Annotated in this window: 16 protein-coding genes; 3 read left to right on the top strand and 13 right to left on the bottom strand. The window is 59.6% G+C overall.

The genetic code is table 11. The annotated features are described in order from the left end of the window. Positions 1–96: 96 nt before the first annotated feature. Positions 97–1857 (bottom strand): GspE/PulE family protein, encoded by a 1761-nt coding sequence (locus tag CA85_RS05085; RefSeq protein WP_146390209.1) that lies wholly within the window; start codon positions 1855–1857, stop codon positions 97–99. Between the two features lie 111 nt (positions 1858–1968). Between CA85_RS05085 and CA85_RS05090 the strand changes: the two genes are divergently transcribed. Beyond that, complete coding sequence (locus CA85_RS05090) at positions 1969–3348, top strand: glycerate kinase type-2 family protein (protein ID WP_146390210.1); 1380 nt, start codon at positions 1969–1971, stop codon at positions 3346–3348. A gap of 429 nt (positions 3349–3777) precedes the next feature. On the opposite strand, the gene CA85_RS05095 is transcribed toward CA85_RS05090, so the two are convergent. The 7 genes from CA85_RS05095 to modA all read right to left on the bottom strand — a co-directional run bounded on the left by CA85_RS05095 (position 3778) and on the right by modA (position 10532). After that, positions 3778–4050 carry a hypothetical protein gene (locus CA85_RS05095; RefSeq protein ID WP_146390211.1) on the bottom strand — a complete coding sequence of 91 codons (273 nt, stop codon included), beginning with the start codon at positions 4048–4050 and terminating at the stop codon, positions 3778–3780. Between the two features lie 311 nt (positions 4051–4361). Beyond that, on the bottom strand, positions 4362–4520 hold the full coding sequence (locus CA85_RS24735) for a hypothetical protein (protein ID WP_186774753.1): 159 nt from the start codon (positions 4518–4520) through the stop codon (positions 4362–4364). An 85-nt stretch (positions 4521–4605) separates the two neighbouring features. After that, positions 4606–5418: a site-2 protease family protein gene (locus CA85_RS05100; RefSeq protein ID WP_146390212.1), complete on the bottom strand. Its 813-nt coding sequence runs from the start codon at positions 5416–5418 to the stop codon at positions 4606–4608. A 101-nt stretch (positions 5419–5519) separates the two neighbouring features. Continuing rightward, positions 5520–7622 carry a prolyl oligopeptidase family serine peptidase gene (locus tag CA85_RS05105; RefSeq protein ID WP_246112517.1) on the bottom strand — a complete coding sequence of 701 codons (2103 nt, stop codon included), beginning with the start codon at positions 7620–7622 and terminating at the stop codon, positions 5520–5522. Positions 7623–8172: 550 nt separating this feature from the next. Beyond that, positions 8173–8811, bottom strand: coding sequence for an ATP-binding cassette domain-containing protein (locus tag CA85_RS05110; protein ID WP_146390214.1), 639 nt, complete (start codon positions 8809–8811; stop codon positions 8173–8175). Continuing rightward, on the bottom strand, positions 8808–9662 hold the full coding sequence (locus tag CA85_RS05115; protein WP_146390215.1) for an ABC transporter permease: 855 nt from the start codon (positions 9660–9662) through the stop codon (positions 8808–8810). The genes CA85_RS05110 and CA85_RS05115 overlap by 4 nt, the downstream gene beginning before the upstream one ends. 42 nt (positions 9663–9704) lie before the next feature. After that, positions 9705–10532: a molybdate ABC transporter substrate-binding protein gene (gene modA, locus CA85_RS05120; protein WP_146390216.1), complete on the bottom strand. Its 828-nt coding sequence runs from the start codon at positions 10530–10532 to the stop codon at positions 9705–9707. A 111-nt stretch (positions 10533–10643) separates the two neighbouring features. Here modA and CA85_RS05125 point away from each other — a divergent pair, with 111 nt between their 5' ends. Then, entirely contained in the window at positions 10644–11807 is a 1164-nt protein-coding gene (locus CA85_RS05125) for a sialidase family protein (protein ID WP_146390217.1), read from the top strand. 18 nt (positions 11808–11825) lie between these two features. Here CA85_RS05125 and CA85_RS05130 read toward each other — a convergent pair whose 3' ends face one another. Next, on the bottom strand, positions 11826–13058 hold the full coding sequence (locus CA85_RS05130) for an exonuclease/endonuclease/phosphatase family protein (protein ID WP_146390218.1): 1233 nt from the start codon (positions 13056–13058) through the stop codon (positions 11826–11828). Positions 13059–13293: 235 nt separating this feature from the next. Between CA85_RS05130 and odhB the strand changes: the two genes are divergently transcribed. After that, a complete protein-coding gene (odhB, locus tag CA85_RS05135) occupies positions 13294–14658 on the top strand; it encodes a 2-oxoglutarate dehydrogenase complex dihydrolipoyllysine-residue succinyltransferase (protein WP_146390219.1) in 1365 nt (454 codons plus the stop codon). A gap of 103 nt (positions 14659–14761) precedes the next feature. Here odhB and CA85_RS05140 read toward each other — a convergent pair whose 3' ends face one another. From CA85_RS05140 to CA85_RS05155, 4 genes are all read right to left on the bottom strand, one after another. After that, entirely contained in the window at positions 14762–15643 is an 882-nt protein-coding gene (locus CA85_RS05140; protein WP_246112518.1) for a rhomboid family intramembrane serine protease, read from the bottom strand. A gap of 9 nt (positions 15644–15652) precedes the next feature. Continuing rightward, a complete protein-coding gene (locus CA85_RS05145) occupies positions 15653–16372 on the bottom strand; it encodes a YceH family protein (protein ID WP_146390220.1) in 720 nt (239 codons plus the stop codon). 113 nt (positions 16373–16485) lie between these two features. Further along, complete coding sequence (locus CA85_RS05150) at positions 16486–18330, bottom strand: hypothetical protein (protein ID WP_146390221.1); 1845 nt, start codon at positions 18328–18330, stop codon at positions 16486–16488. Then, the gene (locus CA85_RS05155) at positions 18327–19412 is read right to left on the bottom strand and encodes a hypothetical protein (protein ID WP_246112519.1); all 1086 of its coding nucleotides are present in this window, start codon (positions 19410–19412) and stop codon (positions 18327–18329) included. Before CA85_RS05155 ends, CA85_RS05150 begins: the two co-directional genes overlap by 4 nt. Between the last annotated feature and the right edge of the window lie 164 nt (positions 19413–19576).

Consider the following 19576-nt stretch of genomic DNA (forward strand, 5'->3'; position numbering starts at 1 on the left):
GACCGCGATCCTGCTCGCCCGCCGGCCTCTACGATGACCTGGGCGTGCAAGTGGCCTGGCCCGGCAGCGAGAGGTGCGTGAGCCCTGCGAGGCGCTCTATAGCGACGCCAGTTCCTTGGTGATATGAGCGAGTGCGACGTGCTCTTGCTCGGTCTGCTTGGCGACGCGGTAAACCTCGTCAAACGTGGTGATTCCGCGGATAACCTTGAGCATCCCATCGGCGTAAAGCGTTGACATGCCGTTTTTGATCGCCTCTTCGCGGATCGTGTTCGTGGTCGTTCCTTTGAACATGAGTTCACGTAATCGGTTGTTGATCAGCATCAGTTCATAGATCCCGATCCGGCCGCGATACCCCGAACGACCGCAATAGGTGCAGCCCTTGCCCTTGCTGAACTCGGCCTGGGCGAGCATCTCGGGCGGGATCATGGAGTCCTTGATCACGCTCTCGGGTGGCTGGTAACGGACCTTGCAGCGAGGGCAAATCGTCCGCACCAGACGCTGGGCCAAGACCGCGATGACGGAACTCGCCACCATATAGGATGGTACACCAATGTCCACCATTCGTGATATGGCGCTGGGCGCATCGTTCGTGTGTAGGGTGCTGAATACCAAGTGTCCAGTTAATGAGGCCTGGATTCCCATCGATGCTGTCTCGTGATCTCGCATTTCACCGACGAGAATGATGTTCGGGGCCTGGCGGAGCATGGCTCGAATGATGCGTGAGAAGTCGAGGCCGATATTGTGTCGCACCTCGACTTGGTTGATCCCCGGCAGGTAGTACTCGACCGGGTCTTCGGCGGTAATGATCTTGCGGTCGGGTCGGTTCAGCGCGTTCAGGGAGGCGTAGAGGGTGGTGGTCTTGCCGGAACCTGTGGGGCCGGTGACGAGGATGATGCCGTTGGGCCGTTTGATTAGCGAGTTGAAGTTTCGGAAATCGCGTTCGGAGAGACCGAGCTGGCGGGTGCCGACCTTGATATTGTCCTTGTCGAGCAACCGCATCACGCAGGATTGACCGTGATTGGTGGGGATGATGCTGACCCGCAGGTCGAGCTGTTTGTCCCCCACGGTGATCTTGATCCGCCCATCGGTGGGGCGTCGCTTTTCGGAGATATCGATCTTTGAGAGGATTTTGATACGGGCGATGAGCGCGGCGAGCATCCGTCGGGGGGCTGCCTCCCGCTCGACGCAGACACCATCGATGCGATAGCGGATCCGCACGCGGTCCTCAAACGGCTCGACATGGATATCGCTGGCCCGCAACTGGACCGCTTCGGCGATCATCAGATTGACCAGGCGGATGACGGGAGCGGAATCGTCATCGTCGCCGCCGTCGTCGATACCGTCGCTGCCGCCATCGGTCTCGGTGAAGTCGATGGCCGTGTCGGTGAACTCTTGCAGCATCGAGTCAGCCGATTCCCCTTCGACCTGCCCATAGTATTGGTTGATGGCCCCATTGATGGCTTCTTTAGGGGCTAGGGCGGTTTCGATCTTGCGGTTGAGGATAAACCGCAGCTTTTCGATGGTTTCGAGGTCAAAGGGGTTAGCGATGAGGATCGTCAGGGCCCCATCTTCGTCTTTGTAGGGCAGGACCATGTTTTCGCGGGCGACCGATTCAGGCACCAGTTCGATGACGGATTCGTTGATCCGGATGCTCCGCAGGTCCACGTAGGGGATTTTGTGGAACTTGGCCGTCGCCTGGGCCACTTCCTCGGGGGTCGCGTATTCGAGCTTGATCAGCACATCGCCGATTTCGGCTTTTGTATTGCGGGCGATCTCTTCGGCTTCGGAGAGTTGATCGAGACCGATGACGCCGTCTTGGAGCAGGAGGTCGGTGAAGTCTTGGATGGTTTTGCTCATGGCGAGCTCCTTCGTCAGAAAAGATGCGGATACGCTTGCATGCAGTAGGATATCACGCCGAAACACAGAAAGGGCGAGAATCAGATATTTCCACCTATTGGTTTAGAAAAAATGCGGGACTTGCGTCGAGATGGCACAGAAATATTTCAAGCCAGCATTGAGGCGGTGCGAGGCGACGCGCTGATTGCCAGTGCGGTGAGTATTGACCGTCACTGCCTACGGCTCGGCCCGATCAGTGTGGACCGGTCCACGTTCGACCGCGTGGTGGTCGTTGGCGCGGGCAAGGCGTCCGGTGCGATGGCCGTGGGGCTGGTGCGAGCCCTTGGTCGCGGCAGAGACGGTAGCAACCCCTGCTGCGAGATAGCCGGCCAGGTCAACGTGCCCGAGGGCAGTGCGGCGGTGCCGAGTGACATCGCCTGGCCCGCCGATCTAGCGCTGGTTGCTGCTCGGCCTGCTGCGGTCAATGAGCCCACGCCGCAAGCGATCGCAGCGACCGAGCAGATCCTGCAGCACGTGCGGGCCTCGGGGGAGCGTGACCTGATCGTGGTACTGATCTCCGGCGGGGGCAGCGCGCTGTTATGCCAACCCGTTTCGGGCGTGTCTCTCGATGAGAAGCTCGCCGTGACCCGGCACCTCAGCGGCAGTGGCGCTGACATCACGCAGCTCAATACGGTCCGCAAGCACCTCAGTGAGGTCAAAGGCAATGGACTGGCACGCGCCGTCAAGGATGCGGCGATGGTGACGCTGGTGCTCTCAGACGTGCTGGGCGATCCACTCGATTTGATCGCATCGGGGCCGACGGTCCCCGACCGCTCCACACCCGACGAGGCGCTGCAGGTGCTCGCGGAATTCGATCCCGAGCGGCAGTTGCCCGCTTCGATCTATCGCGCGATTGCCGCATCGGCATCGAAATCGAAAGAACCGACGTTTCCGATTGCCGTTCTCGGTAACAATGCGGTGGCCGTCGAAGCTGCGGGCGCCGCAGCGGTGTCACTTGGCTACCACGCGGAGCTGCATTCGGCGGCCCGCAGCGAGGGGTTGGCCGACGCGGTAGGTCGGGAACTGGCTGAGCGGACGCTGTCGATGCTGCGTGTTCCACATGTCGACGCTCAGCAGAACGCATGGGTCAGCGGGGGGGAGCCGGTCGTGCGATTGGCAGACGCAGCGGTGCGCGGACGCGGCGGTCGCAACCAACAGCTTGTACTGGCTGCCTACCAGCGATTGCTCGATGCAGACTTGTCGGACGCCGAGTGGCAGCAGCTGCTGGTTCTCTCCGGTGGCACTGACGGCGAGGATGGCCCGACCGATGCTGCCGGCGCGTTTGTCGACGGGGGCGTCCACGACCGCGCTACCCGGGCCGGGCTGGCGCCCGACGACTTTCTGCGGCGAAACGATGCCTACACTTTCTTTGAGCAGACCGGAGGCTTGCTGGTGACAGGCCCGACAGGCACGAACGTATGCGATGTTCGCGTGGCGCTGGTCAAGGACTAGTGCTGGGCTGCTAGGCAGTTCGTGTTGACGCCCATTTGGTGGCAGCTGCGATTGCTCTGCACCTTCAGCCTGGAGGCTGACACATCCTCTGCCGTTGGCGTCACGGGCTGTCGATTGATTGAGCTGAGACGCGTAAGCGGCCAGGTGGGCGGCGCTACCTGGTGTCTTACCGGCACTCGGCTCACTATTGCAGCGCCAACATCGAACAGATCGACAGCCCGGTCAGCCAACGGCAAGCCGCACGACCCAGCTTTTAGCAGCCCAAGATCAGGCTTAGCGAGTGCGTCTCCGAGAGAGCACCACGGGGGGAGGCACTGGGCGGAGCAATGCGCATGAAAAAAGCCACGATTATCCGTTTCCGGAATCACGTGGCTCTGCAGTGGCATTCTGAGACGTCCCTCTGCGATCAGAGGAGACCAAGAATGGTGTTTAGCGACGCTTTTTCTTAGCTGCCTTCTTTTTGGCTGCCTTCTTCTTGGTCGCTTTCTTGCGAGTGGACTTCTTAGCGGCCTTCTTCTTCGTCGCCTTCTTCTTGGTCGCTTTTTTCTTCGTCGCCTTCTTCTTGGTTGCCTTCTTCTTCGTCGCCTTCTTCTTAGCCGCCTTCTTCGTTGCAGCGCGTTTCTTCACTGACTTCTTGGCTGACTTTTTGGCTGTCCGTTTCTTGGCGCTCTTCTTGACGCCAGTCGCTTTTTTCTTGGCCATGTTTTCCTCCGCGAGAAAGAAAATGGTTGCTGAGTCATTGTGGCTTTCCAAAACACATGACGTGATTTGAAAGCCACCGGCCACGGCTCATCAACACAAATTTGAATGATCACTTCCACGTGCTTCGATGATCCACATCGACCATGCATGCAAAAGCAACCGTTAACACACTTGCGCGTAACTGTACGCGCTTCCTCAGATTCCGCAACATCTTTTTTTGAAAAAAGCGGTTGCGTTAACAAAGATTTTTGCTAAGTCGAGAACGAATTGCAACCATGTGTGTGCGTTTTGAACTCGTCAAAGAGCAACTTTCAACCGTCGATGATGTGAGCATCGACGCAGCGTTGATCAGCACGTCGTTGATCCACAACATCGTTGATCAGCGCGTAGTTGATCAGCACGTTGTTGATCTCCGCATCTTTGCTCAGCACATCGTTGAACTGTGTACCGGCAAATCGTGCGTCGACCAATTATGCACCGATGAAATGCACACCGATCAACTGCACATCGTTCAACCGCGCATCGATCAACCGCATTGGGTGTATGCGGTGTTCCTTACCGATACGGTGTCTGCATCATCTGGTAGTTGCCGAAGGCGAGTGACAAGAACAGCAGTCCCATGATCGGTTGGCCTCCCTGTGTGAGTGCATAGAAGGCCATGCCTCCAGCGCTGATCATGCTGATCCATAGCCAGGTGTCACTGCGATCACCGCTAAGCAACACAAGTGAGCGCATCACGCGACCGCCATCGAGCGGGAACACGGGAACTAAATTCAGTAGCGCCCAGAGGACACTTGGGAAGACATAGAAGAAAACCATGGTCATCAGGGCGATACTCTCGATCGGTTCGCCATCGAAAAAGCGACCGAGTCCGTTCAGCGGCCATGGCATGCTGGCGAAGGCACTGATTCGATACCCGAACGCGTGCACTACGCCCGCCAACACCATGGCCGATCCGAGCTGCGCGACTGGGCCGGCCAGGGCGATCAGAAGGTCGGCGAGATCACTCAATCGCGGTGGCGAGAAAGCGTTCTCAAAGCCATTGCTTCCGCGACTGCGCATACTCGATGGGATAGCCAAGCCTCCGAAGTGATACAGGACGATCGAGCTCTCGGTACCGTAGTAGCGAAACGCAAACGCATGCCCGAGTTCGTGAATCAAGATCGATACGAACAGACAGGCTGTCCATAGAATCAGCAGTGGGAAGATGCCGGGGCTAAGGTCTCGCAATCCTGCATCGAACATCGACGCAAATTGGTGGCCGATCACCACTGCACCGATCCAAAACGTCCAGGCGATGCGGACCGGAAAGCCAAAGATCATGAAATTCAGGTCGTACGGCGATTCGTCGGGTGCTTGCAGGAACATGGAAGAGCAAGATGTCAGTGGGGTGAGGGGCTGATAAGTGCCTGCCCAAGAAGAGGCTGACGCTCTTCAGGCAGGCGTGGAGGAAAATCGAGAAGCGCGGCTCATAGGTTTTCAATGAGGAAGGACCACAGGTCCGCGTACTCATCGATTTTCTTGCTCGTCGGCGTGCCGGCGCCGTGGCCGGCCCGCGTCTCAATCCGGATCAGCACGGGCTGGTCACAGCTTTGAGATGCCTGCAGCGCCGCAGCAAATTTGAAACTGTGTCCAGGGACCACACGGTCATCGCGATCGGCCGTCGTGATCAGGGTGGCGGGATAGCAGGTGCCCGACGCCAAATTGTGCAGTGGGCTGTAGGACAACAGATTATCGATCTGGTCTTCTTCATCGCTGCTGCCAAACTCGTTCGCCCACGCCCAACCGATTGTGAACTTGTGATAGCGGAGCATGTCCATCACGCCCACGGCGGGCAAGCAGGCGGCGAATAGTTCAGGACGCTGGGTCATGACGGCGCCCACCAGCAGACCACCGTTGCTGCCACCGCGGATAGCGAGCTTCTCACGGCGCGTGATCCCGATCTCGATCAAGTGTTCGGCGGCTGCGATAAAGTCATCGAACACATTCTGCTTGTTCAGTCGCATGCCTGCTTCATGCCATGCGCTGCCGTACTCACCACCTCCGCGCAGATTAGCAACGGCGTACACACCGCCATTGTCTAGCCACGCCGCAATGGCTGGCGAGTACGACGGTGTCAACGAGATATTGAAACCACCGTAGGCATAGAGCAGAGTGCGATTGTTCCCGTCGCGAGGTTGGTCGCGATGACGTGTGATCAGGATCGGTACGCGAGTGCCATCCTTGCTCGTGCAGAATACTTGTTCGGTGACGTACTCACTGACATCGAAGGGCACAGCGGGCTGCAGCCATCGTTCGCTCTTTCCGCTCGCGAGATCAACTCGATGCAGACTCGGTGGCGTCACGTAGTTGCTAAAGGAGAAGAACGTTTCGGTCGCGTCTTGCCGCCCGCCGAAGCCGCCGACCGATCCTTGCCCAGGCAACTCGAGATCGCCAATGCGTTGTCCTTCGCGGGTGTACCGTACGACTTTGCTGAGTGCGTCACTGAGGTAGCTGGCGTAAACCGTCTCACCGAGCAGTGAGACACTCTCGAGCGTGTCGTCGGTTTGCCCGATGGTCGCTTGCCACTGCGATCGGTCGCCCTGTTCTTCTTGCTCCGCGACACGGCCGAGGTCTTGCACATCGATGGCGATCACTCGTCGCCGGGGCGCATCGAGATCCGTGAGGAAGTACAACGTTGAGTCGAGCGACGCGAAGAATCGATAATCGGCATCGAACCCGGAGATGATCTTGTGAACCTCCGCATCCTCTTGCTGCAGATCGCGAACGAAGACCTGCGTTTTCGGCTGGGTGCCCTTCCAGTTCTCGATGATCAGATAGCGGCCATCTTCAGTGACCGTCGGTGCAAAGCCCCATTGGGGTTCATCAGGACGCGCATAGACGAGCACATCATCGCTCTGCGGAGTACCCAGTCGGTGCAGATAGAGCATTTGGTTTTCGTTGGTGCCCGTTAGTTCTTCACCTTCGCTCGGTTGAGCGTAGCGGGCGTAGTAAAAACCGTTCCCCTCGGGAGTCCAAGCGATGCCACTGAATTTGGACCAGCGGACCACATCATCGGTGTCTTCGCCGGTGGCGACATCTCGTACTCGCCAGGTTCGCCAATCGCTTCCGCCGTCGGCGATCGAGTACGCGAGCAGGTGACCATCTTCGCTGGGGTGCCACGAACCGAGCGCAATCGTTCCGTCTTCACTCAAGGTGTTTGGGTCGATCAGCACAGAGCGGTTCGACATCACCTCTTCCGCTGAACCGGCAACTGGCGAGGCATACAGAACGCTTTGGTTTTGCAAACCATCGTTGTGGGTGAAGAAGTAGTGCTCGCCGCGTCGCACTGGCAAACCGGTTCGCGTGTAGTCCCAGAGTTCTTCGAGCCGCTCGCGAATCGGTCCGCGGGAGGGCAGTTGGCTGAGGTAGTCCTGCGTCACTTTGTTCTGGGCAGCAACCCAGGCTTCCGTTTCCTCGCTTTCGACGTCCTCAAGCCATCGATAGGGATCGGCAACGATGCGGCCGTGATAGTCGTCGACTGTCTCGCCAGCGTGGCTGGGCGGGTAGGTGATCTTCGAAGTGATAGGCATGGTGTCTGACGAAGGAGTTTGTGCAGTGACAGGATGAGAGAGTCGCCCCACTCCGCACGTCGTGATGAGCAAAGGGAGGATCCGAATCAAGGCAAGTCTGAGCAAGAACGGTTCGCGATGTGTCATGTGGAAGTTGCTCGCAGTGGGAGTGAAACAGTACGCGGACGTTGGGAGCATAAGCGCCAACCCGCCCAGTCGCAACGCGAGTAGCGGCGGAGCAAAGTAGCCAGACGGCTCCGCCCGTCTGAGCTGGGGGAGAGAGTGCGCTCGTACTCGCGACGGTCGGAGCCGTCGGTCGACAAAGTAGCCAGACGGCTCCGCCCGTCTGAGCTGGGGGAGAGAGTGCGCTCGTACTCGCGACGGTCGGAGCCGTCGGTCGACAAAGTAGCCAGACGGCTCCGCCCGTCTGAGCTGGGGGAGAGAGTGCGCTCGTACTCGCGACGGTCGGAGCCGTCGGTCGACAAAGTAGCCAGACGGCTCCGTCCGTCTGAGCTGGAGGAGAGAGTGCGCTCGTACTCGCGACGGTCGGAGCCGTCGGTCGACTATGAAACTACTGCTCCACCAAGCAGCCGTTTTCGATTCGCAGGCAGCGATCGGCCAGCCTCGCGGCTTCGCCTGAGTGGTGGGTCACGTGTAGCGTGGTGACATGTGTGGCATCTTTGACTGACAACAGCAGTGCTAGCATCTCGTCACGGGTCTGCTCATCGAGTGCGCTGAGTGGTTCGTCGAGCAGCAGTACCGCGGGTTCCAAGGCGAGTGCTCGTCCCAATGCTACCCGTTGGGCTTCGCCACCACTGAGCCCGTGCACGGGGCGATCGAGCAGGTGAGTGATCGCGAGCATCTCGGCAGTACGCTCGCGTTGTGCGGTGATGTGTTTCCGCGAAGCGCCACGTACCTTCCACGCAAACTCAAGATGCTCCGCTACGCTCATCGTGGGAAACAGGGCCAAGTCTTGGGGGACGTAACCGATCTGTCGATCGCCGGGGGAGTAATGCGTGACATCGGTACCGCCGATCCATACCGAACCCGACGTCGGCTTACGCAGACCACAGAGTATCTCCAAAAGAGAAGTCTTGCCGCATCCCGTCTTGCCCATCAAAACCACATACTCGCGCGGCTGGATCTCGAGAGACAAGTTAGCCAGCGAAAAGTCGCCAGCCTCGATCGTGATCTCCGATAGCCGAATCATCTGGAACGGGCTCCCGGTGACGCGGCGACTCCGAGTCGCAACGTTCCCAATCCTCGTAGCGCCAACAGAACAGCGATGGCGATCAATACCATCAACAGGGAAATGGCCACAGCGGAATCCAAGTCACCGACGCTGAACTCCAACCACACGGAGGTGGACAGGACCTCCGTCCGCATCCGAGTGGCCCCGGCGAAGACGAGGATCGGGCCAAACTCACCGAGCGCTCGCGCCCACGCGATGGTGAAGGCCGCGACCACGCCACGACCGGCTTGCGGCAACGCGACCTGTGTGAACGCTTGCATGCGTGTGCACCCGAGCGTCCGGGCGACGTCCTCACTGCGTGGGTTGATCTGGTCAAAGGTGACCCCCATCGTCCGGATCGCGAAGGCGCAGGCGACCGTGAATTGTGCCAGGACGATGGCGGGCCAGCGATAGGTGACGGGGAACCCGACGTCCTCACGGAGCCAGGACTCCAGCTCCCATTGGGAGTGACCCAGGGGAAGATGGAACAAAATCAGCAAGCTCAACCCCAGCACCAAGGGTGGCAAGACCAACGGGATGTCCACGAGCGTATCGATAATCACGCGGCCGGGAAAGCGAAACCTTGATAGCAGGTAGGCGAGCGGCACAGCAACGAGGACTGCGAGGATCGCGGACACGCTGCAGGAGAGCACCGTTAGACGGATCGACGATTGAATTTCTGGCTTGGCCATCGCACTGCGGAAATCAGCGAACGAGGTAAACGCGATGTCCGCAGCGAGCAACAGGACGATCAATATCACGAAACAGGAAGAGATCCCACCCATGACTAGGAAGAACGGAACATCGCTGCGGCGCTGGATCGGGGTCATCGATGAGACGGATGCTCGGAGAGAAGACCCCGATGCGGCGTCTTATGGGTTAGTCAACGGACGGTCGTTCGGCAATTCATGGAAACCGTACTCACGGTATCGCACCAACCCATGTTCGGGCGAGGTCACATAGTCCACAAACTGCTTTGCGGCGGCGGGATGGCGAGAAGTCGATAGCAGGCCCACACCGAACTGGGAAACCGCGGTCTTGAGTTCAGGCAGTTCGACGATATCGAGACCAGGATAGTTGTGCTCCATGCAATCGTAAACAATGGCAGCGTCGGCCGACCCTATCACCACATCGGCTGCGGCCTCGGTGACGTTGCCGCGGTAAGCCGCCGTTGCTGCTTCGGCGGCCTTCGATAACCCTAACCGCTGCCAGGTCAGTTCAGTGATTCTGCCGATCGCAGCCGCCTCCGGGTTGGCCTGCACCCAGCGTACGTCGTCTCGCAACAAATCATCAAAAGAGTGAATCGCCTTAGGGTTGCCTCGTTGCACGATCACGACCGCACGCATGGTACCGATGGGAAACATCTCCGAGATGAGTCCTCGGCGCTGCGCCATATGGAGATAGCTGTCGTCGGCCGGCAAAAACAGATCGCCGGTTCGGGAGACTTCGATCTGAGATAGCAAGCCTTGCGAGGGCCCGTAGTTCACAAAAACGTTCCCACCTCGTTGACGCCGATAATCGGCCACGATCGCTTCCATAACAGCCTGGTTGCTGGCGGCGCAATAGATAGTGATTGGCGAGTTGCCCGTCCCCAGTCCGCTCGGGGTGTGGTCTCGGGCTGATTCCGAGCGAGCGAGTAAGTAGAAGAGCACCGGCACAGCGGCGAGCAATCCGGCGAGCAGAATGATGGTACGATTCATATCCGCGAGTTTATCGAGAACCTCCGATGGGCCATAGGTCCATGTCACCTCCAACGGCGGCGGGACACATGCAAACGTGCCGCCTGGATCCAGCAACTTTGAAAGAAGGACATGACATTGCTTTCACGCCGAAAATTTGTCGCCGCATCGGCATCGACCTTGATAGCGTCTCCCCTGACCCGTGCTGAGGATGCCCCCGCCCCGTTCACCCTGACGGGTATCGAGACCATCAGTTTGCAGGAAGATCGGTACCATGGTTGGCCGACGCTATGCCGGCGGGCCAACGGTGAATTGCTGGTCGTTTGTTCGGGCGGTCGCGAATCTCATATCTGTCCGTTCGGCCGCGTCGACTTGATTCGTTCGAGCGACGAGGGAGAGTCATGGAGTTATGAGCGGACCATTCTCGACGGTCCGATTGACGATCGGGATGCAGGGATCTTGGAGACCGACCGTGGCACGTTATTGGTAACAACATTCACTTCGCTAGCGTATGAGCCGCAACTGCGCAAGGCCATCGCGACGGCCGCGACGGACAAGCCGTCGATGTCACCGCCGCAGTTCGCCAAATGGCAGGCAGCTCGCCGCCGGATTCCCGAGGGGCAGCATTCGCAGCACTTGGGATGCTGGATGTTGCGATCGGAGGACGGCGGCCTCCATTGGTCAGCCGCTTATCGTGTGCCGCTGAACAGTCCGCACGGCCCTATCCAGCTCAGTGACGGCAGTCTCTTTTATGCCGGTGTGGCACTCTGGCAACCTGGTCGGGCCGTCGGCACGACCCGCTCCGAAGATGACGGACGCACCTGGTCCGCCCTGAAGAAACTACCTGTGCGTGAAGGCGATGACCCCATGCAGTATCACGAACTGCACGCTGTCGAGGCTGCCGATGGTCGCCTGATCGTTCAAATTCGCAACCATAATTCAGCCAATGCGAGAGAGACTCTGCAAACGCATAGCAGCGATGGTGGCGAGACCTGGGCGACGCCGTATTCGATTGGCGTGTGGGGGCTGCCGTCGCATCTGCTGCGGTTATCCGATGATCGACTTGTGATGACCTATGGACACCGACGCGACCCATTGGGCAATCAAGCTCGAGTTAGCAACGACCACGGTCGCACCTGGTCGGCGCCAATGATCATCGATGGAGACGCCACGTCGGGAGATCTCGGTTACCCGTCCACCGTGGAAGTATCTCCGGGCAAGCTGGTCACGGTTTGGTACGAACGGCTCGCGGGCAATGCCAACGCCCAGCTGCGGATGGCGAAATGGGAACTGTGAAACGCTCCAGGGCCGCGATCAGCGAGGCGCCGTCGATGGAGCCGACGCTTGATGGGTTAGCGGAGATCCTTCCAGCGGCGTGAACTCGGCATAGACAGGCAGGTAACTCGAAACCGTCTGGGCTTGAGCCACGCTGAGATTGTAGATGCGAAGGAAATCGTACACGCCGCCGCGCCCGATCGCTTCGGCAGTCGTGCTCCGATCATAGAGCACATTGCTGGTTTGATGGCGGCCAAAGACATCCGTTGGCGTGCTGGTCACGGAAGCTTGGATGTTGTCGCGAGCGATGACTGGCAATAGGTAGGCGTCGTCGGCTTGGAACAACCCGGCCACGACGACGTCATCTTCACCCCGGCCGTCATCACGGACCGACTTGAGTAGTTGTCCGAGCAACGCGACCTCTTGAGGTGCGTGTGACAAGTCGATGCGCACATTGACCAAGCTAAACGTCCAGGCCTTTTCCACCGCGGGTTCGGCAGCCCGAAACCATGCGACCAGTGGGTCGTAGGTGAGTTGATTGTCGGGGTCAGCCACCGTGTAGGTTTCGGTCCGGTCAACGCGCACGCGAGACGGGTTGAATAAAATCACGAGCAACTCGCTGCGACCGTCGGGGCCCTGGGGGGGGCCGAGCACGTAATCATAGAGCGGAGCCCCGCCACCAAGCGAGCTTTCGTTGAGGGCGTCGACCAACCGTGGTACCAAGTCCATGTGGGTTGAAGAGACCTGTTGCAGGGCGATCACATCGAACTGGCGGATGACCCGCAAGAGGTTGGTACGCGCCAGCTCGCTGGCGAATTTCGTCGGCCCGTATCCGTCGAGGGCCCAGGAAGCGATACGCAATTGATCAGGGGTATGACGCGATCGCCCAAACGCTCCCGCCGGTGGGGCGGGGGCATGCTGGTCGCTGGGGCTGGAGATAATCGGATCCACCTCGTAGCCCATCTTCCCCTTGGCCGTGGAGACCAAGGACTTGATGGAATCGCTAAACCAGCTCCCCTCGCCGCCCGATGCTGGGGTGTCGCCTTGTGCGTCCTTGGGTGCGTTATCTGCATCGACCGAGGAGGCGAACGTGAACGGGGCGCCCATCTCCTCGATGGGCGAGGACGTTTGCTGCGCCTGTTTGCGATTCACGGAGATACCGTCGAGTCCGGAGACATCGTAATTTCGTAGGAAATACCACCCACCGCCCGCCAGGCACAGCACGATCAGCCCGGCCTGTATTGGGTGGCCTCCACTGGATTCACTGGACATGAGATTGGATAGGTGGTTAGATCGATGGGGCGAGACCGAGAAGGAAACAGGCTCTTTTCGGTGGAGACGCGACGGGCACATCGCTTTTATCGGCTCAATCGGCCCAGTCCGTGCATCCGAATTTCCGCAAAATACCTCCTTTCGGTCCGGTACACTGGCAGGTCGGGGCGGGATCGTTATCCTAGAGGCGTACCCAAGATCCATCGCAAGTTCCTTATTGGCAAAAGACGATTCTGTGAGCGAAATCATTCCAGTCGAAGTCCCGACCGTCGGCGAATCCATTAGCGAAGTTCAAATTGGAACCTGGCTCAAGAACGACGGCGAGTGGATCGACAGCGGCGAGGATCTCGTCGAGATCGAGACCGAGAAAGCATCCGTGCAGATCCCTGCCCCCGCGAGCGGCTATCTGACGGACATCCTCAAGCAGACCGAAGAGTTTGCCGCCGTCGGCGACCAGATCGCCAGCATCCGTGTGGCTGAGCGTCCGGATTCCGCCGGAGGTGGCTCAGGGGCCTCGCCCTCAGGCTCTTCCCAAGCCACGGGCGAATCCTCCGGCTCCGAAGCCGCCTCGGCCGCTCCGCAATCTTCCCAAACAGGTGGCTCAGCTCCAGCACGCGGGGCATCGGCATCGCGTCCCAGTTCAGGTGGGTTTGTCATGCCAGCGGCTCAGCGACTCCTCGATGAGCATGAACTCAATGCTGCCGACGTGCCCGCGACCGGTCCCGGTGGCCGCTTGCTCAAGGAAGACGTGCTCGCCTTCATCCGCAGTGGCGCATCCCGGCCACAACAGCCCGCGCCGCAACCGCAGCAACCTGCTCCGGCGCAACAACCCGCACGCCAAGAGGTCTCCGCGCCCACTCCCTCCTACGAATCGCACTCGCTCGTTACCGAAGGTGCCTATCGTAGCGAAGAGGTGAAGCCAATGAGCATGCTGCGGCGAACGATCGCCTCACGGCTCGTCCAGGCCCAGCAGACGGCTGCGTTGTTGACCACGTTCAACGAAATCAACATGCAGCCGGTGATGCAGATCCGCAGCAAGTACAAAGAAGCGTTCGCGAAGAAGCACGGTGTCAAACTCGGCTTCATGTCGTTCTTCGCCAAAGCTGCCGTGGAAGCCCTCCGCCGCTTCCCCGCCGTCAATGCCGAGATCCGTGGCGATGCGATGGTCTACCGGAACTATCAAGACGTCGGCATCGCGATCGGCGGCGGCAAGGGACTCGTTGTCCCCGTTCTCCGTAACGTCGAAAGGATGTCGTTCTCGCAAATCGAAGGCTCGATCGCTGAGTACGCTCGTCTGGCCGGTGAAAATCGACTGCAACCGAGCGACCTGATGGGTGGCACGTTCACGATCAGTAACGGTGGCATCTACGGATCGCTGTTGAGCACCCCGATCGTCAACCCACCGCAAAGCGGCATCCTGGGGCTGCACTCCATTCAGGAGCGGCCCGTCGCCGAAGATGGTCAAGTCGTGATTCGGCCGATGATGTACATCGCCCTGACCTACGACCACCGGATCGTCGATGGCCGGGAGGCCGTTGGGTTCTTGGTCGCGATCAAAGAGATGGTCGAAGACCCCTCGCGGTTGTTCCTGGAGGTCTAACCCCGGGCTGCTCAAATTCTGACGTTGCCTCGTCATCGACGACATTCATTACTCCCGCGTTCCTAACTGGAACACCGACTCTTTCAGCGGTCTCCTGCGTCGCTCAGGCCAACGCAATCGCTGCCAGCCACGAGGCGGCGATCAGCAACATCGCGGCGAACCCGGCCGCGAACTGCGCGTTCTCGCTAGCGAGCAGCCGCGAAGGCAGTGCACTGCACAGGCCGCCGACCAGGAGGCCTGCGATGAATCCGGTGACGTGGGCGAGCACATCGGTTCGCTCGCCCTCCAAGCCGAGAGTCGCCAACAGTAAAACGCCTCCGATCAGCGGGCTCCAACGCTTCATCGCGGTTTCCGCTCGCTGAGCCGCGGGGGGCCGCAGGGCCAGTGCGACGAGCACACCGAGGGCAGCAAACACAGCTGTCGATGCGCCGATGGACAAATGAGCTGGATCACGGAGGGCGGCATTGAGGAAGTTGCCCAACCCGCCACCGATGATAATCGCTAGCCAGGCGAAACCGCCGCCGAGAATCCGCCCGGCCAACAATCCAAACACGCTGCCGAAGGCAAGATTGGACAGCAGGTGTTGTAGGTCAGCATGCAGCGTCAGTGCGGTGATCGTTCGCCACAGTTGGCCCGACATCACCCCGCCAGCACGCATTTCGCCCACTGCCATCCAGTCCACGCCGTACGCCGAAACTTGGTTGAGCACTGCTACTGCAATCAAGATCGACACGTAGAACAAGATGCCCACGAATGCGCCACCGAGCCGGGGCGACCCTGTGCCCGGCTCGGGCGGTTCGGCGGCTTTGTCCTGGCCGTATTCGTGAATCTCTGCGTCCGCTGCAGCGGCGTCGCTTTCACGGACGACCACGGCCCAGCCGTGTTCGCTGCGAACCAACTCAGAGCTGATGCCCACGGCTTCGAGCACCATGCTGATCTCTTGGCTCGCAGGACGGCCTGGCGATTGAAAGATGATGACACGCATGTCGGGGGCTTATTTTTCCCAGTCAGCGAGTTTTTGTTCGAGTGCTTCGAGGCGGGTGGAGACGTCTTCGAGCCGTTGTTGGATTTTGTCGATGCGGCTCTCATTGGCAGCTGATGCCGGGGCGGGCGAGGGGGCCGCAGCCGGCGTAGAGGCCGGGGGGCTCGCGGTCGAACCTGTCTGTTTTTCGACCTTCGCCGCCAAGTGCTGTCGCTCGCTGGGGGTGTAGAGAGTGTGAGCAAAGGTTTGACCGCGACCCGGTGGTGTGACTGCGAACACGAGTCCTTGTGAGACAAGTGAATCCACTTCGGCCTGCGTGGCCGATAGGTCGACGAAGGGATGCATCCGCGAGGCGCGTGTCCGCAGCTCGCCGACGGTTTGCGGACCACGCAGCATCAGCTCTGTCATGAGGGCTGCACCGGGGCTGTCGCAATCGAACCATTCGTAGGCGGCATGGCGATACTTCGTCACCCGACCGCTGCCTTGGATCTCACGCACCGCACCGACCTCGCGAAGTTCATCGAGTGCCAGCAGCGCGTCATCCTCGCTGACATTCATCTGCGGGTCGCGATTGGATTTTTGATTACTGCCGGTAACGATCCCCGCGAGGCTGAGCGGATACGAATCCGGTGTTGTCTTGGCTTTCTCGATCAGCACACCGAGACAACGGCGGGCGGTTGCGGATACCGGTTTGGCGAGTGGTTCGGAGCCGGGGGCGGATTCGTCGCTCATGCTAGACAATCGGGCTGGCGGGAAGGAAAGGAAACACGCACAGAAAGATCAGAATCCTATCATTCCAGCCAGCCAAGCGTAGCCCGGGGATGAAAAGCCCAGCCGAACGCGGATCAGTCCAGCGTCACGTCGATCGGTTCGCCGCCGACCTGAGCTTGCTCGGCGATCACGCGTTGGGGAGCGTCCTCGCCAACCTTGATCACAAATGATTTGCCCTTGGGGGCACCAGGCGTGAAGGACTTGCCCGCGACGCGAACGGTGTAGAGCACGTCGTTGCTATCCGCATCGATCAGTTGGACAACAGGGGACTCGACATCAAAGCTGAGTTCACCGAGTTTGCCCCAGGACGGTGGGTTGTAGTTGTCAAACTGTGAGATCGTGCGTGGCCACCCCGGGTACTGTTTCGCGTCTGGATCGGTCACATCCACGTTACGCGGCCAGCACTCCATGGTGATCTCGCGAGTTTTCGTGTTGAAACGGACGATCCCAAATCCAGCTGCACGAGTGTTGAGCAGATTGCCCGCGGGCCGTTTTTCTGGGTTGGCAGCAGCGTAGTTGGTGACTTTGTTGGCGAATCCATCGAGCTGATCGCCGGTGTACTCTGGACTGCCGGGCTCACGATTCGCTCCTGGTTCGATCGGTTCCCACCAACGCAGATAGAGGTTCGCGATCGATGGCACGCAGAACGACCAGACGGCGTCGCGGTACTCATCGATGCCGTGATGAAAGAGGGTGGCCAAGTGTTGGTCCCCGGCATAGTGAAACGCGAAGGCTTTGCGAAGAGCGGCGAGCGCCCGATTGCGGCCCGTTTGCGGCCAACCATTGGAATCCATGTCCGCGTGCAGACGACCGTTAGCACTACCGTGAATGTGGGCGCCCCCACAGAAAATTGTCTGCGAGAGAGCGACCTTCATGTCGGCAGCATGCCAATCTTGAGCCCATGCGTCGAGAAACGCAAGCTGTCGATCACCGAGCAGCACTGCGCCCTCGACATCGACGCTCTTGGGATCATATTCGGGGTTGCGAATGTGGTCGGGACGCGGTCCCTGTTTCGGCACACGGCCAGCAGGACCGGTTTTGAATTTACGGTCTTCGAGAATGGCAAAGTCAATATTGCCCCAATTCAAATTGGTGAAGTAGACACCGATTCCCTGGTCGACTTTACGGGGATCGACCGGATCGGGAAGGTGGCTGGTCTGGGCTCGCTCGACTTCTTTGACGTACACAGCCGGTTTGGAATAGCCACCGTCGGAGGCACCGCTGAGCGTGGAGATTTTGCCGCTCTCACCCCACAGGTTGGGTTGGCCCACGTCATGATCGTCGGGTAGGCAAATGGTGGGGCGATCCTTGATGATGTCGCCAAAATCACGGCCAAACTTCAGCCAAGCGGCGTAGTGTCGATTGTGATCGTAAACCTGGTCACCGGAGAAGTACAGCACGTCCGCGTCGACCTTGTTGACATTGTCAATCAGGTCCTGGCGAGAGATGTCACCACCATGGGCGGGCTGGATCGAATTGCCGGTGAACCCTGCGACGATGATGACATCTTGGTCGGTCGGGTTCTTCCGAATCGTGCCCTCGTAGAATGCGGTATCGCCGTGGGCCACACGGTATCGGTGCTGCTGGGAATCGTCCCAGTCCTTGACTCGAAAGGGGGCAGTCCAGCCAGGTTCGATCACCTTCGTCTGGGCAACCTCCACCCACTCCCCGTCCTTCTCGATCTGCAGTCGAACGATTTTGGGGTCGCCCGCGGACAGCGGATAGAGCTGCGCGGTGAGTTTCAAGGTGTGATCGTTCACCGTGTACAGGGCGAAACAAATCACGTCCTTCTTGGCCACTTTGGGAATGCTCAGGTCGGCGCGTTTCCTCGCTCGCGAACCATTCTGCTGAGCCAGAACGGGGCCGCCGAGCAAGAGTACGGCCAAGCAGCCCAGGACGGTATAGTGCAATGATCTCATGATGTTGTCTCAGTTGAGCATGGGTTCGTGTCGGTACCCGAAGCGGTGTGGGCGATGGCAGGTTCGTCCTCCTGCCGAGGCCTCCATAGGATAACAAGATACAGCGGCAGGAGGAAATGTGGCGCTCGCAGGATGGCTTCGTGGACGAATTGGTCGGCTCCCCAGTAGTTCAAGCTCATCGACATACCGGCGACCGGCCGCGCCAAGGCCGTGAGTAATCCCCAGACAACCGCGTACATCGCGGCCGGTTGACGCAGCCCAGGAATGAACAACGCAAAGCAGACCGCAAAGTCCAGGATACCGAACCCACGCAACAGGATATTCGCGGTCTCGTAGGAGACACCCAAGCAAACGCAGGTCATCCCATAGAAAATACCGGGCGTCGGCCACCATCCGATCGCGTAGCTGCCGTGGCCGGCAAACGTCATCACCACCGCGAGGATGGCCGTGCCAATGGTGATGCGGTGGCGAGGGCCAAGAACCAGGGCCAAAACGAGCACGATCGGGCTGAGGATCTGGCCACCATGCTCGACAAACATCGGCAGTTGACGTTGAGACGCAACGTACTTGGCATAGCTGAGCACGCACAGCAGCAGACTGCCTCCGACCAGGCCCGCCATCTGAACGTAGGATCGAGGGCGGACCGTCACCGTCAACAGGGTGCACGCGAGAAAGAGCCAGCGGATGCGGGCAATCCATTTCTGGAGCCAGCCCTCGTCGTTGTCCGTGCCGACAAACTCGTCCCAGCTAATCCCCAATCGATTTGCGAAATCATACGTGCCGTCTTGCCAGAGCAGGATCCCGTAGGGACCTTCCCAGTAAAAGTGCACCCAGGTCCAGCCTGCAAAGCACAGAAACGCAGCCGCGCGAAGCACAGCGACTAAGCAGGTCGGGAAAAGTTTTTCGGTGGCATGAGCCGACGGCGCTAGCCGCGGGTTCCCGCTGTTACCCGCGGCTAGCGCCGTCGGCTCACAAGAGTTGTGCGGAATCATTTCTCCCGATGTGCTTGAAACATGGTCCATCGCAGCCCGACTACGCGTTGCCGGAGCACCGATATCCTCTTCGCTGTCATGGTTAATCATCGTGGAATCGTTCCAAACGGCCTGGCGACTGACGGGGGTTTTATCATAGTCGGGTTTCTGGCGCACCGACCTCTGCGCCGCGGGCACTCAATTGCTATCATCATGCATCCGACCGATTGTCGCGATTTTTCTGCGCTCGCCCGGATTGGCGAGCACGGGAAGGC

The organism is Allorhodopirellula solitaria (genome assembly GCF_007859855.1).
GTDB lineage: Bacteria > Planctomycetota > Planctomycetia > Pirellulales > Pirellulaceae > Rhodopirellula > Rhodopirellula solitaria.